This is a genomic window from Polaribacter sp. Hel_I_88 (assembly GCF_000687935.1).
Classification (GTDB): Bacteria; Bacteroidota; Bacteroidia; order Flavobacteriales; family Flavobacteriaceae; genus Polaribacter.
This window is the reverse complement of the sequence record NZ_JHZZ01000001.1, coordinates 3287836-3305776: the sequence shown is the minus strand read 5'-3', so window position 1 is coordinate 3305776 and position 17941 is coordinate 3287836. Positions and strand designations below refer to the sequence as shown.

The window sequence follows — 17941 nt, the reverse complement described above, 5'->3', positions numbered from 1 at the left end:
AAATTCAATTTTATGAAAAAAATACTACTTTTTACGTTTTGCATCTTTAGCTTTTCATTTAGTGCTCAAATTCAAGTGGCAAGTGATGTAAATCAGGGAACTGTTGGAAGCTCTTTACAAAATTTCTTTAAATTCAAAAATCAATTATTCTTTTCTGCTGAACTTGGAGATGAGTTTTCTAATAACGATTCAGTAAGAAAACTTTGGAAAACTGATGGAACAGAAAGTGGCACTATTCAAATAGATAATCTTCCAGATAAAGGATATTTTGCAACAGATAATTTTATATATTTTCTAGAAGGTAGAGATCTTTGGAAAACTGATGGAACAGAAGCGAATTCAACAAAAATAAAAGAAAATTTAGGATACAATAACCCTGTTGTAGGTGTGTTTAAAGATTTTGTCTATTATTTAGAATATGTAGACGCAGATTTTAGCGGTTTATTTAAAACTGATGGAAATACTACAGAATTATTAATCTCTTTTCCTAGAAATGAATTTGCAAGTACAAATGGCACTTTTAACGGAAATGGATTATCAAAATTAGATGATAATCGATTTGTAGCTTATATCAACACTAAAACGTTAGGTTTGGAACCTTATATTTCTGATGGTACAGCTGCTGGAACCTATTTCTTAAAAGAAGTGGGTGTAAATACGTTTCAAACTGTAAGTGCAAAACCATCTAATTTTTACAAAGCTTCAGATAAATTTTTGTTTTTAAATGGTGACAAAGAGTTATGGGCAACAGATGGCACAGATGTTGGAACTTTAAAATTGGAAACATTTACAGGAACACCTTCTTCTAAAATTTTAGGCATAACCTCTTTTAACAACAAAGTTTATTTTGCATTTACGCACGAACTTTGGGAAACAGATGGCACAGAAGCTGGCACAAAATTAGTATTAAGTAACGTAAATGGTGATGGAGGCATACAAGTAATTGTGAATAGAGGAAATGATTTACTACTAATATTACAAAGAGGTATTCATATTTTTGACGATACAACAACAACTACAACAAGGTTAACAACACCAGATATAACTTCTGTAAGACAATATGCTGCAAGCACAACAACTAAAACCTATTTTGTATCTAATTATAAAAATCAAGGAGATAGAGTTTGGGTTACCAATGGTACAAATACTGGCACTTATGCTTTAGATCCTTTTTGGCCAGATGGACAAACACCAACTTTTAATATGTATACTTTAGGAGAAAAATTAATATTTACTGGAACCATTGGGGCTTATGATATTGGAGAGCTTTGGATTTCTGATGGCACAAATACAGGTACAAAATTATTAAAAGACATCAATAAAACAGGTAATTTAGATTCAGAACCAAAATTTCAAACAGAATTAAATGGTAAAATTTATTTTGCTGCAGATGATAACATCCATGGTAGAGAATTGTTTGTTTTTGATGGCACAACTACAACTTTGGTTAAAGACATTCATCCAGGATTTCAATCTAGTAATCCTTTCGATTTTTATTTAATAAACGATAAAATCTTTTTTAAAGCTTATACCACAGAAAAAGGATACGAACTTTGGATTACAGATGGCACAGAAGCAGGCACTAAAATTGTAAAAGACATCAATCCAAATGGTGATACTTTTTTAAATGATGGAAGAGCCTATGTAAGAGTTGGAGAGTTTAAAATTTTTAACAATCAACTCTATTTTTATGCAAATAACGGCACAAATGGCATGGAACCTTGGAAATCTGATGGTACAGAAGAAGGCACAATAATGTTAAAAGATATTCTTCCTGGATCAAACTCAAGTTATCAAGAATCACTAGATGCAAGACCACTTTTTGTAGAAGTAAACAACGAACTATATTTTTATGTTGGAGGTTCTAGCATTAACAATACAAGTTATACAATGTGGAAAACAAACGGAACTATTGCTGGAACCCAAAAAGCAACGCAAATAAGCAATGTAATTAGAAACGGAACTATAAACGCATTTACGTATTTCTCTTTTAATAACGAATTGTATTTCTATGGAAGAAATAATAGAACTAATAAAACAGAATTACAAAGAACAGATACTGCTACAGATGGTGTTATTGGAATTCCAAATACAGGAAATACAACATTTTACCCTGTAAAAGACAAAGTATATTTTAACAAGACAGAAAGTGGAGTTACAGGCGATGAAATGTGGGCTTTAGAAAAAGATGATAGTATTGCTATTGTTGCAGACATTGTGCCTGGTTCACGAGGTATAAACTCAACCAATTTTTTTGCTCATAATAGTTATTTATACTTTGCTATCAGAAATGCTTCTTCGCAAACAGAATTATGGCGTTTAAGCAACACAACAGCTCCAGAAAAACTATATTCTAAAGATTCTGAAACTGGCACAAGTAGTATAGATCAATATTTTGATTATGTTGCAAAAGGAGAAAAAATGTTTATAAACACAAAACATTTTGGAAACTCTGATTTTATTTATAGAATGTATTTTGTGGAAAATTCTGGCACATTAACCCCTGTTTTATCTACAAACAGTTTTGATGTTAATTATGAAAATTTACCAGGAGGTTTGGCTGCTTTAAGCACTTTTATTGAAAACGATTTTTATTTTACAGGTAGTTTCAATGATAAAGGTGAAGAATTATTAGTAACAAATTTAAGTGCTGTTTTAAGTACAGATAATTTTGATACCTTAAGTTTTGATGGACAATTAGGTTTCACAATTTATCCAAATCCAGTAAATTCTATGTTGTATATCAAATCAAACAAACCAATAAAATCTGGAATAGTTTACAATTTATTAGGAAAAAAAATTGCAACTACTTCTTTTAATTCTATTGATGTTTCGAAACTAAATTCAGGTATGTATATTTTAAAAGTTGAAGATGAATTTGGCAATATTTACTCTAAAAAGTGGATTAAGAATTAAATTTAAAGTTTAAATTAAAACTATATTTGTAACCTCATAAATTCATTTTATGAGGTTTTTTTCTGATAAAATTTAGACACAAAATGCAACTACTTCAATATATAATTCAACAAACACAACTTTCATCAAAATCTGTAGAAAATACTATTTCTCTGTTAAATGAAGATGCAACCATTCCTTTTATCAGTAGATATAGAAAGGAAATGACAGGGAATTTAGATGAAGTGCAAATTGGCGAAATTGTAAAATTCAAAGAACTTTTTGACGCTTTAGAAAAACGAAAATCGACAATTTTAAAAGTGTTAGAAGAACAAAATGTTTTAACAAGTGAATTAGAGAATCAAGTTAAAAATTCTAAAGATTTAATCTCTTTAGAAGATTTGTATTTGCCTTACAAGAAAAAACGAAAAACCAAATCAGAAACTGCTCGTTTGCAAGGTTTAGAACCTTTGGCAAAGATGATATTAAGCCAAAATGTAAATAACTTACAACAAACTGCCTCAAAATATACATCAAAAGAAGTAACAAATATTGATGATGCTTTGGAAGGCGCACGTTTTATAATTGCAGAATGGATTAATGAAAGGACAGATATTAGAAACAATATCAGAAGAGAATTAGAACGTTTTGCCACAATTTCATCAAAAATAATTAAGAGTAAAATTGATGAAGAAAACGCACAAAAATTTAAAGATTATTTTGATTGGAGTGAAAGTTTAAAAAATATTCCTTCACATAGATTACTAGCAATTTTAAGAGCAGAAAACGAAGGTTTTATTCGAGTTAAGATTGAAGTTGATTCAGAAAGATTGTTACAAAGAATTGAGAATAGAATTATCAAGTCTCAAAACAATTGTACAGCACAAATTGAGTTGGCAATTCAAGATGCTTATAAACGTTTGTTATTTCCTTCTCTATCAAATGAAGCTTTATCAATTGCGAAAGAAAAAGCAGATGAAGATGCTATAAATGTCTTCACAAAAAACCTAAAACAGTTGTTATTAGGTTCGCCTTTAGGTGAAAAACGTATTTTGGCAATCGATCCTGGTTTTAAATCTGGCTGTAAAGTGGTTTGTTTAAATGAACAAGGAGATTTACTACACAATGAAAATATTTATCCTCATCAACCACAAAATCAAGCTAATGAAGCCAAAAAAAAATTAGGTTCTTTAGCTGAAACTTATAAAATTGATGCAATTGCAATCGGAAATGGAACAGCTTCCAGAGAAACAGAAGATTTAGTTAAAAAAATTATTTTTAAAGATAAAATTGATGTTTTTGTGGTGAGTGAAGCTGGAGCCTCTATTTATTCTGCATCAAAAATTGCAAGAGACGAATTCCCAAATTACGATGTTACAGTTCGTGGTTCTGTTTCTATTGGACGAAGATTGCAAGACCCTTTAGCTGAATTGGTAAAGATTGATGCAAAATCGATTGGAGTTGGGCAATATCAGCATGATGTTGATCAAACAAAATTGAAAAAATCTTTAGATACAACTGTAGAAAGTTGTGTAAATACTGTTGGTGTAAACATTAATACTGCAAGTGAATCTTTGTTGAGTTACGTTTCTGGTATTGGACCAAAATTGGCGGAAAATATTGTAAATTATAGAAATGAAAATGGCTCTTTTTCATCAAGAAAAGAAATTAAAAAAGTACCAAGATTAGGAGGAAAAGCTTTTGAACAAGCTGCAGGTTTTTTAAGAATCAAGAACGGAAAAAATCCTTTAGATGATTCTGCTGTACATCCAGAAAGCTATTTTTTGGTTGATAAAATTGCCAAAGATGTAAAGAAAAATGTTTCTAATTTGATTGGAAATAAAGAAATTCTCCAAAAAATAAACTTAAAAAATTATATTTCTGAAAACATTGGTTTGCCAACATTACAGGACATTGTAAAAGAATTAGAAAAACCAGGTTTAGATCCAAGAGCCAAAGCAAAAGCGTTTTCTTTTGATGAAAATATCAAATCAATTGCTGATTTAAGAACAGGACAACTTTTACCAGGAATAGTAAATAACATTACTAATTTTGGCTGTTTTGTAGATATTGGCATCAAAGAAAGTGGCTTAATTCACGTTTCTAATTTATCAGAAACTTTTGTAAAAGATATAAATGCAATCGTTAATTTACAACAACAAATTATTGTAAAAGTTTTAAAGGTTGATGTTGTGAGGAAGAGAATTCAATTGGCTTTGATGAAGTAAAATATCATTTAAAGCATTAAATTGATTATCTTTAAAAATGAAAGAAAAAAATTTTTGTTAGATTAAAACTTTTCAAAATAATTAAATTGTAATGGGAAAAAAATTGACTGTCTACATGATTGATGGGACTGCTTATGGTCCTAGATTGAGTGAAATTGGGAATTGGGTAGGTAAAGCTATTTATAGTCCTCGATCATCAATTAATAAAATAATTAATAGAAATGAATTTGATAATCCTGGTGTTTATTGTTTAAAAGGTGATCCTACTGATGAAGCTTTTGACGAAAAAATTTATATAGGTGAAGCAGAAAACATAAAAGTTAGATTAAAACAACATCTTAGCGACCCAAATAAAGATTTTAAGGAATTAATATTCTTTGTAAGTAAAGATGAGTTATTAACAAAAACACAAATAAGATATTTAGAATCTAGATTAGTACAAATTGCAATTGATGCTAAAACTGCTCAAATTGATAATGGAAATTCTCCTAGTCTTCCAACCTTGCATGAAGCAGATATATCTGATATGGAATATTTTCTAGAACAGATAAAGTTAATTTTACCTGTAATGGGCTTCAAATTTTTAATTTCATCAACAATAAAAGAAAGTGATAAAAATAATATTTCTGATAAAATATCAATTCACGAAACTTATTTAATAAAAACAAAAACTTTCAAAGCAACAATGCAAGAAACTGATCAAGGTTATATAATTTCTAAAGGAAGTGAAGCTAAAAAAAGTTTATCAAATTCTTGTACTGACACTTATAGAAATATGAGACGAAAATTAGTTGAAACTGGTATAATGAAAGAAAACCTAGATAAGTTAATTTTTACAGAAGATACAGTTTTTAACAGCCCTAGTGCAGCCTCTAATATGGTTTTGGGTAGAAATTCAAATGGGTTTACAGAGTGGATTACCAAAAATGGTTTGACATTTAAAGAAGTTCAAGAAAATATCAACAATTAAAATTTGTATTTAATTATTTCCTTATTTTCGACCTCACAAAAATAATCAATGAAAGTCTGTATTGCAGAAAAACCAAGTGTAGCAAGAGAAATCGCTAACATTCTAGGAGCCAACACAAAACGTGATGGTTTTTACGAAGGCAATGGTTATGCTGTTACTTATACTTTTGGTCATTTATGCACGCTTTTAGAACCTAAAGATTACAAACCTCACTGGAAAAGTTGGGATTTGAACAATTTACCAATGCTTCCAGAACGTTTTGACACCAAAGTTACTGGCGATGCTGGAATTAAAAAGCAATTCAATATTGTAAAATCTTTGTTTGACAAAGCTGAAGTTGTTATCAACTGTGGGGATGCTGGAACTGAAGGAGAACTCATTCAAAGATGGGTTATCAACCAATGCAATTACAAAGGAAAAGTACAGCGTTTATGGATTTCATCACTTACTGAAGAGGCTATAAAAGAAGGATTTGAAAATTTAGAATCTTCAGAAAAATATGACAATCTTTATTATGCTGGTTATTCAAGAGCTATTGGAGATTGGCTTTTAGGCCTAAATGCAACCAGATTATACACTGTAAAATTTGGCGGTTACAAACAGGTTTTATCAGTGGGTAGAGTGCAAACTCCTACCCTGGCTATGTTGGTAAATCGTTTTGTGGAAATTAGAGATTTTAAACCAGAACCTTATTGGGAATTACAAACTACCTATAGAGATACACTTTTTAATTACGAAGATGGGCGTTTTCTAAAAAAAGAAGATGGCCAAATTTTAGCTGATAAAGTTAAAGAATCTGACTTTGAAATTGTTTCTGTTACCAAAAAGAAAGGAAAAGATTATGCACCTAAATTATTCGATTTAACAGGTTTACAGGTGTATTGTAATAATAAGTTCGGTTTTTCTGCAGACGAAACTCTAAAAATTGTTCAGAAGTTATATGAAATGAAAGTAGTTACCTACCCAAGAGTTGATACTACTTTTTTACCCAATGATATGTATCCTAAAATACATGGAATTTTATCAAAATTAACAAGTTATAGCGAATTAACACAGCCGCTTTTAGGTAAGAAAATAAAGAAAACCAAACGTGTTTTTGATGATAAGAAAGTTACAGATCACCATGCCATAATTCCAACAGGAATTCAGAGTAATTTGCAATACAATCAACAGCAGGTTTACGATATTATTACCAAACGTTTTATTGCTGTATTTTATCCGGAATCAGATATTTCTAATTCGACTATTTTGGGAAAAGCAGCTAAAATTCCTTTTAAAACAACAGGAAAAGAAATTTTAACACAAGGTTGGCGCGTTGTTTTTCAATCTGCAGAAAAGATTGATAAAAAAAATAGTGAAGCAATTTTACCCAACTTTGTTAAAGGAGAAAAAGGGCCTCATGAACCTTCGTTTTTAGAAAAAGAAACAAAACCTCCAAGAAACTTTACGGAAGCAAGTTTATTAAGAGCTATGGAAACTGCTGGCAAACAAGTTGATGACGAAAATTTACGTGAGCTAATGAAAGAAAACGGAATTGGAAGACCTTCTACAAGAGCAAGTATCATAGAAACTTTATTCAGAAGAAAATATATTGAGCGCAAGAAAAAATTAGTTTTACCAACGCAAACAGGCATCGATTTAATTAATATTATTGATAATGAATTGCTAAAATCTGCTGAATTGACTGGAAGGTGGGAAAAACGTTTAAAAGAAATTGAACGTGGAGAATTCAATGCAGGAACGTTCATCAACAACATGAAAAAAATGGTAGATGAATTGGTGTATGAAGTGCGTTCTAACAAATCTTCAAAACGAATTTCTTCTGTTAATTCGAGCGCAGACGAGAACTCTTCAAATTCAGATTCACAATCAAAAAAAGATACGAAAACAACTTCAACAAAATCTAAAAAAGTTGCTGGAAAAAAATGTCCAAAATGTAAAAAGGGACAACTGTTAAAAGGTTCTTCTGCTTTTGGATGTTCTGAATATAAAAATAATTGCGCTTTTAAAATTCCTTTTGAGATTTATGGAAAGAAAGTCTCTGAAAATCAAATTAAAAGATTGATTGACAAAAACTGCACAACAAATTTAAAAGGATTTGTTTTAAATGATCAAAAAATAGAAGGTTTAATTCGTTTTGATGATGATTTTAATCTAAAATTAGAGCCTAAAAAAACTATAGAAAAACCAAAAAAAGATACTGAAACAAGTTCAACATCAAAAATTTCTTGTCCTAAATGTAAAACAGGCACAGTATTAAAAGGTAAAACTGCCTATGGTTGTTCTAATTATAAAAGGGGTTGCGATTTTATTTTTACTTTTGATAACATCAAAAAAATTGCCAATGGAAAACCATTGACAAAAGATTTTGTTTTAGAAATTATATCTAAGTAAATTAATTTACATAAAAATGATCGTATATTTCTTTACAGCCTCCACCAACAATTGAAAAACTTTTTTCCTTAGCTGTGGCTAAAATCATCAATTGTTGAATAGCATTTAAACCATTTTTATCAATTTCTTCAGTTTCCTCTATGTTTAGAGTTATTTTCTTTTTTTTATTAATTTTTTCTGTAAAATAAGTTAAAAGAGATTCTACGTCAGGAGTATTTACTTTTCCTTTTAAATGATAAACACTTTTGTTTTTTGAAATTTTTAGAGGCATGATACAAATATTTAATTGGTTAGTATAAATTTATTATCAAAAACTAAATTCCACCTAAATAAAACACTTATTATCAATATTTTAAAAAATAAAAATCAAACAGTGATTTTTTCTTTTAGACTATTGATTGAATATAAAAATAAGATTTGTTGCCTTTTCTTATTTGTTAACAATTTTAAAAAAGATATTTGTTTTATTTATTACAATGAAACTCATTAGGGGTTAAATGTTTAAATTGTTTTTAAATATTGAGAAATTACTTCTAAAATTTTTTCGAAATTTTCCTTTTGTGAAAGCTCTAATTTGTTTTCACGAAGGTTATGTTCAAATTTATTAGCATTTTCATAACTCTCTTCGAGTCCCAATATACTAAATTTATGCTTGATTCTATGAACATTAGCTTCAATTTCTTTAAAATTATTTTTTTCGACACTAAAATAGTATTCTTTTACCTCTATTGGAAACTCATCTTTAACTACTTTAATTAAAGTGTTTTTTACAGAAACATCCTCTCTTGCTAACTTATTTATATAAATTAAATTTGGCTTCTCCATTATTTTCTTTTTTTTAAAGGTAAAAAATTGTTGCTAGATTTGATGCGAAATTTAAATAAATGCGTAAAGATTCTTATAAAAAATAAGTAAAAAATAAGAAATGTAAACTTTTAAATGATAATTTACATTAGTTAGATAGAGATTACGAATAGTTTATTTGGCTAATGATTATATTTTTATCAGCTCATTTACACTCCAATATGCTAAAACAGTTTCTATTTTTTTAACATAATCTTCATATTTTAGAGGTTTTAATACGTAACCAGACATTCCTGTTCTATAGCAATCTAATAAATCTTTATGGTTGCTTGAGGTAGTTAAAATAATTGTAGGAATATGTTTTAAATCGTTGTTTGCCTTTATAATTTTAAGAAATTCTAAACCACTAATCTTAGGCATGTTTAAGTCTAATAAAATTATATCAGGAATATTTTCTTTATTCTCAAGAAATTTTAGAGCTTCTTCACCATTTTTGGATTCATAAATGGTATGATTTAATTTTAATAACGAAATGGTTCTATTCATTTTCATTATTTCAATTAAATTATCTTCTACTAATAAAACCTTTAAACTTTTTTCCATCTAATAATACTAATTAATAAGATACAAATTAAGTCTAAAGTTATCTTTTAATTTAATAACGATGTTTAAATGAATTAAAGTAAGGTTAAAATGCAAAAAAGTATCGACAAACAGTTTTTAAAAAATTACCCAATCAATTGGCTAAAATATTCAAAGATTTCACCTTTTGAAATAGAGCTACCTTTTTCTATTAAATCGAAAATTTCTTTATTTCTATCTAAATGATAAGGTTTAGAGCCTTTAAAAATTTCAACTGAATTATCCATTGGGTTTTGCATTAACCATTCAAAACCTTTTTGTTCTAATAAATTAATATCCCAAGTAATTTTAATAGCAATTCTATGAATTTCATTTTCATCGCATTTAAATAAGTTTGCAGATCTTTCTGAAAAATGTTCTACATAGTTTGTTCTGGTTAAAACATCATCCCAAACAACATCAGAAAACACATTTAGCTCTTCTTCTGCAACTTTTGGCTTTTCTTCTTTAATGGTGCTCCACTCTTTTACATCTATACTTTGTGAAGCCAAAAAAAGGGCAAATTCTTCATGCAAACTTTCAAATTGTTCTTTGGTAAGTTGTCTGTATTTCATAAGATATTTGAGGTTTTTAGTTTAAATTAAAAAATAGAAAAGCTCGTTATTTCTAACGAGCTTTTAAAAAATTATTTAAATGTGTTTCTAAACTTATTCAGCAACAACATCAAAAGTAATATCAGCAACTACAGCTCTGTGTAATCTTACAGATGCCTCGTATTTACCTAATCTTTTTACAGAACCACCAACAACTTTTATAAATTTTTTGTCGATTACTGTACCTGCTTTTGCAAGTGCTTCAGCTAAATCTATGTTGTTTACAGAGCCAAACAATTTGTCTCCTGAACCAGTTTTAGATGAAATTTGTATTTCATATCCTTTAATTGTTTCTGCAATTTCATTTGCTTCATCAATTAATTTAGCTTCTTTATAAGCTCTTTGCTTTAAGTTTTCTGCTAATACTTTCTTTGCAGATGAAGTAGCTAAAGATGCTTTTCCTGATGGGATTAAAAAGTTTCTACCATATCCGTTTTTAACGTCTACAACATCATCTTTAAATCCTAAATTTTCTACGTCTTGTCTTAATATCAATTCCATGTCTGTACGTATTTATTATTTTAGTAAATCTCCAACGTAAGGCATTAACGCTAAATGACGCGATCTTTTAATTGCTTGCGCAACTTTACGTTGATATTTTAATGAAGTTCCTGTTAAACGTCTTGGTAAAATTTTACCTTGTTCGTTTACTAAATACATTAAGAAATCTGCATCTTTATAATCGATATATTTAATGCCTTTTTTCTTGAATCTACAGTATTTAGCTTCTTTTTTAGTGTCTATATCTAATGGCGTTAAATATCTAACGTCAGCAGATTTACCACCTTTTGCTTGTTGTTCTATTGATGCCATTTCTTATTTTTTAGTAGATTTAACACGTTCTCTTCTTTTTTCAGCCCAAGCTGCAGCATGTTTGTCTAATTTAACAGTTAAATAACGCATAACGCTATCATCTCTTCTAAATTCTAACTCAAATGCAGCGATTTCCTCACCAGCAACTTTAAAGTCTACTAAGTGATAAAAACCACTTTTTTTCTTTTGGATTGGGTAGGCTAATTTCTTTAAGCCCCAATCTTCTTTTGAGATTATTTCAGCTCCTTTAGAAACTAAATAATCCTCGAACTTTTGTACTGTCTCCTTTATCTGAGTGTCAGATAAAACGGGATTCAAAATGAAAACAGTTTCGTAATGATTCATAATTAATAATTTATTGTTTATTTTTAAGGGTGCAAATATAGTAACTTTTTTATATTTACTGCATCTTTTTTTAATTAAAAAGTTCACGCTATAATTTCTATTCAAACAATTTAAAATACTGATATGCAAATACCTGAAATACCTGACTTAATTCATTACGCAATTCCGTTTTTTGTAGCCACTGTAATTCTTGAAATTATTTTAACTGTAAAGGTAAAATTAGAAGATTATGAATTTAAAGATGCTGGTACTTCCATTATAATGGGTTTAGGAAATGTATTTATTGGCATTTTTACTAAAATAATGATTTTAGCAGTATTTTTATTTTTATATAAATTTAGATTTTTCACAATTCCTTTTGCTTGGTGGGCTTGGGTTATTTTACTATTCGTAGAAGATTTTTGTTATTATTGGTTTCATAGAATAAGTCATGAAAGTAGGTTGTTTTGGGCAAGTCATGTTGTGCATCATTCTTCTCAAAAATATAATTTAAGCACTGCATTAAGACAAACTTGGTCAGGAAGTTTTTACACGTTTATCTTTTGGTTTCCTTTAATTATCATTGGTTTTCATCCAATAATGGTTTTGGTGCAAATGAGTATTAGCTTAATTTATCAATATTGGATTCACACAGAATTGATTGATAAAATGCCAAAATGGTTTGAATATATATTTAATACACCAAGTCATCATAGAGTGCATCATGCAACCAATCCACAATATTTGGATAGAAATCACGCAGGAATTTTTATTATTTGGGACAGACTTTTTAAAACTTTTGAACCCGAAGTTGAAAAGCCTGTGTATGGTTTAGTTGTTAACATCAATACTTATAATCCTATAAAAATTGCTTTCTTAGAATGGATTCATATGCTAAAAGATGTTTGGTACTCAAAAACAACCCTTAAAAATAAATTTAAATATTTGATAAAACCTCCAGGTTGGAAACACGATGGAACTAGTATTTTATCAACAGATCTTAGAAAAAAGTGGGAAGAGCATCAAAGAAAATAATTTTGAAAAAAGCCACAAACTCACCAATTAAAAAATTTTATTCGTGAATTCGTGGCAATAAAATAAGCTTTAATCAAAAATACCTTCTAATTCTTTGTAAACAATTTTACCTTTTACAATATTTAATCCTTTAGCTAAAGATTCATCATTTTCACAAGCTTTTTCCCAACCTAAATTTGCAATTTTTAAAATGTACATTAAAGTAACATTCGTTAATGCCATTGTTGATGTAAATGGAACAGCACCTGGCATATTTGCTACACAATAATGTACAACATCATCAATGATATAGGTAGGATCTTCATGCGTTGTTGCTCTTGTGGTTTCAAAACAACCACCTTGATCTACTGCAACATCAACCACAACAGTTCCTGGACGCATTTCTTTTAACATATCTCTGGTAATTAATTTTGGCGCCTTTCCTCCTTTTACTAAAACTCCACCAATTATTAAATCGTGTGTTTTTATGTGTTGTCTAATTACATATTCGCTAGAAAAACCTGTAATTACATGACTTGGTAACACATCATTTACATAACGCAAACGTTTCATATTAATATCTAAAATGGTTACGTGAGCACCCAAACCTGCTGCCATTTTTGCAGCTTGTACACCCACAACTCCTGCTCCTAGAATTAATACTTTTCCTGGTGTAACTCCTGGAACACCTCCTAATAAAATCCCTCTTCCTTTTACAGGTTTTTCTAAGTATTTTGCTCCTTGTTGTACAGACATTCTTCCTGCAACTTCAGACATTGGTGTTAACAATGGTAAAGAACCATCAGCATCTTCTACAGTTTCATAAGCAATACAAATTGCTTTGCTATCAATCATCGCTTTTGTTAAAGGCTCACTTGATGCAAAATGAAAATACGTAAATACAATCTGGTTTTCTCTAATTAAAGGATATTCTGATGCAATAGGTTCTTTTACCTTTACAATCATTTCGCTTTTTGCATATACATCTTCAATTGTTGGCAAAATGGTTGCACCAACCTCTATATAATCTTTATCAAAAAAACCACTACCTTCACCTGCTGTTGCTTGCACAAAAACTGTATGATTTTTATTTGTCAAAGCAAAAACACCAGCAGGCGTCATCCCTACTCTACTTTCGTTATTTTTAATTTCTTTAGGAATTCCTATTTTCATTTTTATATTATTTATTTGTGGTTTACAAGGATATAAAAATAAGGCTTTTTTGGTTTTTATAAAATAAAATCTAATTTCATTTAATTATTACGAACTTCATAAATTTATCAATTTTAAACTATGAATTCTATATTTACAAGTATAAATTTTGCTAAAAAAACAAAAGCCATTGCAAACGCAATAGCTTTTTTGATATTTTTTGAATTTAAAATTGAAAAGTATCTCAATTTAAATATAAAACTTATATTTAATACTACAGATATAGCTCGTTAATCTAAATCTAAACGAATTCCCATAGAAATATTTCTTGTTTCTGTATTTTTAAAAAGCGGATTCAAATCATACTTTACATAAAAACTTACGTCTTTATAACCAACATAACTGCTTAAACCATAATTAAAAATATTCATATTATAATTATCATACTCCACAGTTTCAACATCTACACCATCAGCATCTTGGTACTCTAAATACTGTCTTGTTCCTAATTTAAAACCTGCAAAGCCTCCAATTCCTAAACGAACAGATTCATTAGTTCTGTCTCTTTTTCTTCCATCAGAATAGATTTTGTTTTTAGATAAATCCCATTCTAAATGCACAGGAAAATTCATTTGTACATGGCGTAATCTGCTTTCTGTTAAATCTTGATCTATTCTAGTTTCGATATTTGTCATATCTCCATTTTTAACATGTTGTTGATTATCTTTCAATCGTAAATTATTCCAAAGAAAAGATACACCATATTTAAAATAAAATTGAGAAGGTTCTCTTGTAAGTCTCGTTTTCCAAGTGAAGCCTAATTCATAAAAACGTGAGCGCCAAGTTTGATAATCGTCTCCTAAAGTAGATAAATCATTATCCGTTAAAACGTTATTTATACCCATTGCAAATACAAACTGAGAGGTTGTAATTCTGCTAGATCTTCCTTTATCTCTCCATTTTTTTTCACGAGCTTCTCTTTTTTCATTTTGAGTTTCAAAATAATTATCATTATCTTTAAAAATAAAGGTTTTACTGCCAATTGTAAACGTATTTTCTTCATCATAATCGCTATCTAATTCACCTGAACTTGCAATTTTTCCATTGGTTTTATCTTGCACTAATATTTGTAACAAAGCCTCTTGTTCACTTACTAGTTTTTCGATTCGTCTTGCGTGATAAGCTGCAACTTCTTTCTTTAAAGTTTCCGAGGTACTTTTTGTAATTTCTCCCTTATCTAAACGTTTGTCAATTGCAATTACCTTTGCTTTTAAAGAGTCTTTTTGTTCTTTTGCAATACGTTCTATTCTTTTTGATATTTTACTGACTTCTCTTTCGAATGTTTTTTCTTGAGCTTGTGAAATTGTTGCACACAACAATAACAGGATACATATTATTCTTTTCATGTTTATGGATTTTAAATTTTATTGATTGTTTTGGTTGATAAATGACTAATTGATATTTAAAATGTTTTTTTATTACGTACTAAAACAACATCATAAAATAATTAAATTTAATCGTTTCTACTTGCAATTGCTTCTGCAATATCAGATACTTTTCGTTTTAGGGAATTCATAAAATTATTCTGAAAAACATCATCGTCTATAGTTCTTTCTACTTCTGCTAAAATAGTATTCGGATCTATTTTAAAATTTGTTTTTTTCAGTTCACTTTTAATCGTTTTTAAAACATCTTCTCTTTCTACATTATATTTTGCATAATAGGCTTTTACTTCTTTTTGTGAATGTGTTACTGCAAATAATAAATCTTCTGCATTTATTTTTATACTACTATTTGGATCTCTTTTTAAAATTTCAGGCTCATTAAAACCTTCTTTTTCAATTAATTCAGTCGATATTTTATCAACATTTGCAATCCCTACATTTTCATTTTTGGTAGCTTTTGTAACTTTTATTTTTGTAGAATTTCTATATTCTTTTAAAATATCTTTTTTATCAATTATTTTTTTTATTGATGTTTCTGGAGTTACTTTTATTCCATCTTTTTGTACTATTACTTCTTCAATTGGTAACTCTGTTTTTATATTCTCAATATTTTTATCAATTAAATCTTTGTCAATTTTTTCAATCACAACATCATCTTCAAAAATAATTTCTTGAGAAGTATCACTAAAAACGTACATACTTACTGAAACCAATAATAAAATACTTGCTGCTACACCTATATAAAAAAACCAACCGATTTTCTTTTGTTTAGGTTCTTCATCTAATTTTACAGACAAGCGTTCCCAAGCAGAAGCTGATGGCTCCAAAGTTCTATTTGCAAACTTTTCTTTTATAGAATTATCTAATTTATTTGTCTTCATGAACTACTGTATTCATTTTAATATAATTTTGTTGCAACTGTTTACGCGCTTTAAACAATTGCGATTTTGATGTACTTTCAGAAATGCCTAATTGTTCAGCAATTTCTGAGTGTTTATAACCTTCTATGGCGTATAAATTAAACACCATTTTGTAACCTTCTGGCAATTGATCTATCAATTTTTGAATATCTTCTACAGAGGTATTTTCCAAGCTTTCTGTAGCTGCATCATTAAAAACATAGTCTTCATCAGACAAATCAATTACATTTTTTTTTCGCAGATAAGAGATGCACGTGTTCACCATAATTCTACGAATCCAACCTTCAAAACTACCTTCGTGTTTGAACGTGTGTAAGTTTTTAAAAACCTTAAAAAAACCTTGTAATAACAAATCTTCTGCATGATGACTGTCTTTTACATACTGCCTACAAACACCTAACATTTTAGGAGAATGTTGCCTGAACAATTGTTCTTGCGCTTCTCTATTATTGTTACTCGCTTTTTTTATGAGCGATTTTTGTGAGTTATGTAGTTTTATAATTTTCAAGCCTCTTGATTCAGTTTTTAATGCCTTACAAATATATAGACTACCAAAGTTTAAAAAAGGTTGCTTGGTGAAAAAAATATTTGTATTTAATTTTGGGTTGATATTTTAAAGTCATGTAATTTATAAAAAATAGCAAACATTCGTAATCACTATAAATTATGATTTTTTTTGATGTTAATTATTGATATTATGGTATCACTTTAAAAATCGTTCCAAATAACTCTTTTAAATAGATCAATAATTATTCAAATTACATAACTTTGCAGTCAACAATTTTAGCATGTTAATTAAAAGAATAGGATATTATTTAGTGGGCGTTTCTTTAGGTTCAATTGGTGTTTACTTTTTCTGGCAAAAGAAAAATGCAACGTTTGATTATGGCATGGATGCAAGAACGTTAAAAACCATTAGAATTAAAGAGCGTGTTTTTTCTGATAATGCTAAAAGAGTGATGCTAAACTCGGATATTGATACTACAAAAATCTCTACTATTTTGCATACTGGTGATGTAGATTTTGGCAAGAGTAAGCCAAGACAAAAGCCTTGTGCAGAATATTATATTACAGGAAATAACGAATTAGAAAACATAAGTTTATATGTTTCTAGGTGCGATTCTGTTTCTACAATCAAAGAAATTATTGTTGATTAACAATTCTTGTATTTATCATGCAATCCTACTCCACTAATAATCATTGGTATTATTTTTTGGAGTCTTTTTAATTTTGTTGCTGCTCTTTTTGCTTCATCAATATAAGCTGCAAATTCTCTTTGTTTGCTTAAAGAAAAATTATCAAAATTTTCTTTTAATTCTTTGTTTTCATGTAATGCTAACTTTAATTCTTCAGGAATACTAAGTGGTTTTGATGTTTTTGTTGGTTTAATTTCCATTCCTAATTTTACGTTTTCTATAGCTTCTAAAACATATTCTTTAATTTGCGTTGTATTTATTTCATCAATAGCATTAAATCTCCATTGCAACATTGCTTTTGTTTTTCCTTCTTGCGCATTTACAAAAACCTTTTCTTTGTCTTTTAATAAAGCTCCTTGAAAAAACCATAAGCCACAGTAATTTTTAAAAGCTGATAATCCAACAATATTTTTACCCTGAAAAACATATACTGGAGCTCCCCATTTTATGGTTTCTTCTAAAGGTAAATCAGCAAAAATAGTACGTAAAAGTTTTAACTCTTTACTCCAATTTTCTTTTTTAGCTATATATTCATCAACCTTAACATTCAT

General features: G+C 28.8%; 18 protein-coding genes. 6 read left to right on the top strand and 12 right to left on the bottom strand.

The window, feature by feature from the left end; translation table 11 throughout:
* The first annotated feature begins 12 nt into the window (after nucleotides 1-12).
* The 4 genes from P161_RS0114660 (at nucleotide 13) to P161_RS0114645 (ending at nucleotide 8487) form a co-directional block, all read left to right on the top strand.
* A complete protein-coding gene (locus P161_RS0114660; RefSeq protein WP_081817048.1) occupies nucleotides 13-2916 on the top strand; it encodes an ELWxxDGT repeat protein in 2904 nt (967 codons plus the stop codon).
* An 83-nt stretch (nucleotides 2917-2999) separates the two neighbouring features.
* The gene (locus tag P161_RS0114655) at nucleotides 3000-5123 is read left to right on the top strand and encodes a Tex family protein (protein ID WP_026777673.1); all 2124 of its coding nucleotides are present in this window, start codon (nucleotides 3000-3002) and stop codon (nucleotides 5121-5123) included.
* Between the two features lie 91 nt (nucleotides 5124-5214).
* Nucleotides 5215-6093, top strand: coding sequence for a GIY-YIG nuclease family protein (locus tag P161_RS0114650; RefSeq protein WP_026777672.1), 879 nt, complete (start codon nucleotides 5215-5217; stop codon nucleotides 6091-6093).
* Between the two features lie 48 nt (nucleotides 6094-6141).
* On the top strand, nucleotides 6142-8487 hold the full coding sequence (locus P161_RS0114645; protein ID WP_026777671.1) for a type IA DNA topoisomerase: 2346 nt from the start codon (nucleotides 6142-6144) through the stop codon (nucleotides 8485-8487).
* A 1-nt stretch (nucleotide 8488) separates the two neighbouring features.
* Here P161_RS0114645 and P161_RS18700 read toward each other — a convergent pair whose 3' ends face one another.
* The 7 genes from P161_RS18700 to rpsF form a co-directional block, all read right to left on the bottom strand.
* Nucleotides 8489-8758, bottom strand: a complete 270-nt coding sequence (locus P161_RS18700; protein WP_036841543.1) for a hypothetical protein — start codon at nucleotides 8756-8758, stop codon at nucleotides 8489-8491.
* Nucleotides 8759-8988: 230 nt separating this feature from the next.
* Nucleotides 8989-9312 (bottom strand): Hpt domain-containing protein, encoded by a 324-nt coding sequence (locus P161_RS0114635; RefSeq protein ID WP_026777670.1) that lies wholly within the window; start codon nucleotides 9310-9312, stop codon nucleotides 8989-8991.
* Nucleotides 9313-9480: 168 nt separating this feature from the next.
* Nucleotides 9481-9894, bottom strand: coding sequence for a response regulator (locus P161_RS0114630; protein ID WP_026777669.1), 414 nt, complete (start codon nucleotides 9892-9894; stop codon nucleotides 9481-9483).
* A 125-nt stretch (nucleotides 9895-10019) separates the two neighbouring features.
* A complete protein-coding gene (locus P161_RS0114625; RefSeq protein ID WP_026777668.1) occupies nucleotides 10020-10487 on the bottom strand; it encodes a DUF6495 family protein in 468 nt (155 codons plus the stop codon).
* A gap of 93 nt (nucleotides 10488-10580) precedes the next feature.
* Nucleotides 10581-11027 (bottom strand): 50S ribosomal protein L9, encoded by a 447-nt coding sequence (gene rplI / locus P161_RS0114620; protein ID WP_026777667.1) that lies wholly within the window; start codon nucleotides 11025-11027, stop codon nucleotides 10581-10583.
* A gap of 15 nt (nucleotides 11028-11042) precedes the next feature.
* Entirely contained in the window at nucleotides 11043-11339 is a 297-nt protein-coding gene (rpsR, locus tag P161_RS0114615; RefSeq protein ID WP_026777666.1) for a 30S ribosomal protein S18, read from the bottom strand.
* Between the two features lie 3 nt (nucleotides 11340-11342).
* Nucleotides 11343-11684 (bottom strand): 30S ribosomal protein S6, encoded by a 342-nt coding sequence (gene rpsF, locus P161_RS0114610; protein WP_026777665.1) that lies wholly within the window; start codon nucleotides 11682-11684, stop codon nucleotides 11343-11345.
* Nucleotides 11685-11807: 123 nt separating this feature from the next.
* Here rpsF and P161_RS0114605 point away from each other — a divergent pair, with 123 nt between their 5' ends.
* Entirely contained in the window at nucleotides 11808-12698 is an 891-nt protein-coding gene (locus P161_RS0114605; RefSeq protein ID WP_026777664.1) for a sterol desaturase family protein, read from the top strand.
* Nucleotides 12699-12767: 69 nt separating this feature from the next.
* On the opposite strand, the gene ald is transcribed toward P161_RS0114605, so the two are convergent.
* The 4 genes from ald to P161_RS0114580 form a co-directional block, all read right to left on the bottom strand.
* The gene (ald, locus tag P161_RS0114600; protein ID WP_026777663.1) at nucleotides 12768-13850 is read right to left on the bottom strand and encodes an alanine dehydrogenase; all 1083 of its coding nucleotides are present in this window, start codon (nucleotides 13848-13850) and stop codon (nucleotides 12768-12770) included.
* Nucleotides 13851-14119: 269 nt separating this feature from the next.
* Complete coding sequence (locus P161_RS0114590) at nucleotides 14120-15235, bottom strand: hypothetical protein (RefSeq protein ID WP_026777662.1); 1116 nt, start codon at nucleotides 15233-15235, stop codon at nucleotides 14120-14122.
* Nucleotides 15236-15342: 107 nt separating this feature from the next.
* Complete coding sequence (locus P161_RS0114585) at nucleotides 15343-16155, bottom strand: hypothetical protein (protein WP_026777661.1); 813 nt, start codon at nucleotides 16153-16155, stop codon at nucleotides 15343-15345.
* Nucleotides 16142-16702: an RNA polymerase sigma factor gene (locus P161_RS0114580; RefSeq protein WP_026777660.1), complete on the bottom strand. Its 561-nt coding sequence runs from the start codon at nucleotides 16700-16702 to the stop codon at nucleotides 16142-16144. Before P161_RS0114580 ends, P161_RS0114585 begins: the two co-directional genes overlap by 14 nt.
* Nucleotides 16703-16982: 280 nt before the next feature.
* Between P161_RS0114580 and P161_RS0114575 the strand changes: the two genes are divergently transcribed.
* Complete coding sequence (locus P161_RS0114575) at nucleotides 16983-17351, top strand: DUF4258 domain-containing protein (protein WP_026777659.1); 369 nt, start codon at nucleotides 16983-16985, stop codon at nucleotides 17349-17351.
* Here the strand turns inward: P161_RS0114575 and P161_RS0114570 are convergent.
* Nucleotides 17348-17941 carry a YdeI family protein gene (locus tag P161_RS0114570; protein WP_026777658.1) on the bottom strand — a complete coding sequence of 198 codons (594 nt, stop codon included), beginning with the start codon at nucleotides 17939-17941 and terminating at the stop codon, nucleotides 17348-17350. The genes P161_RS0114575 and P161_RS0114570 overlap by 4 nt on opposite strands.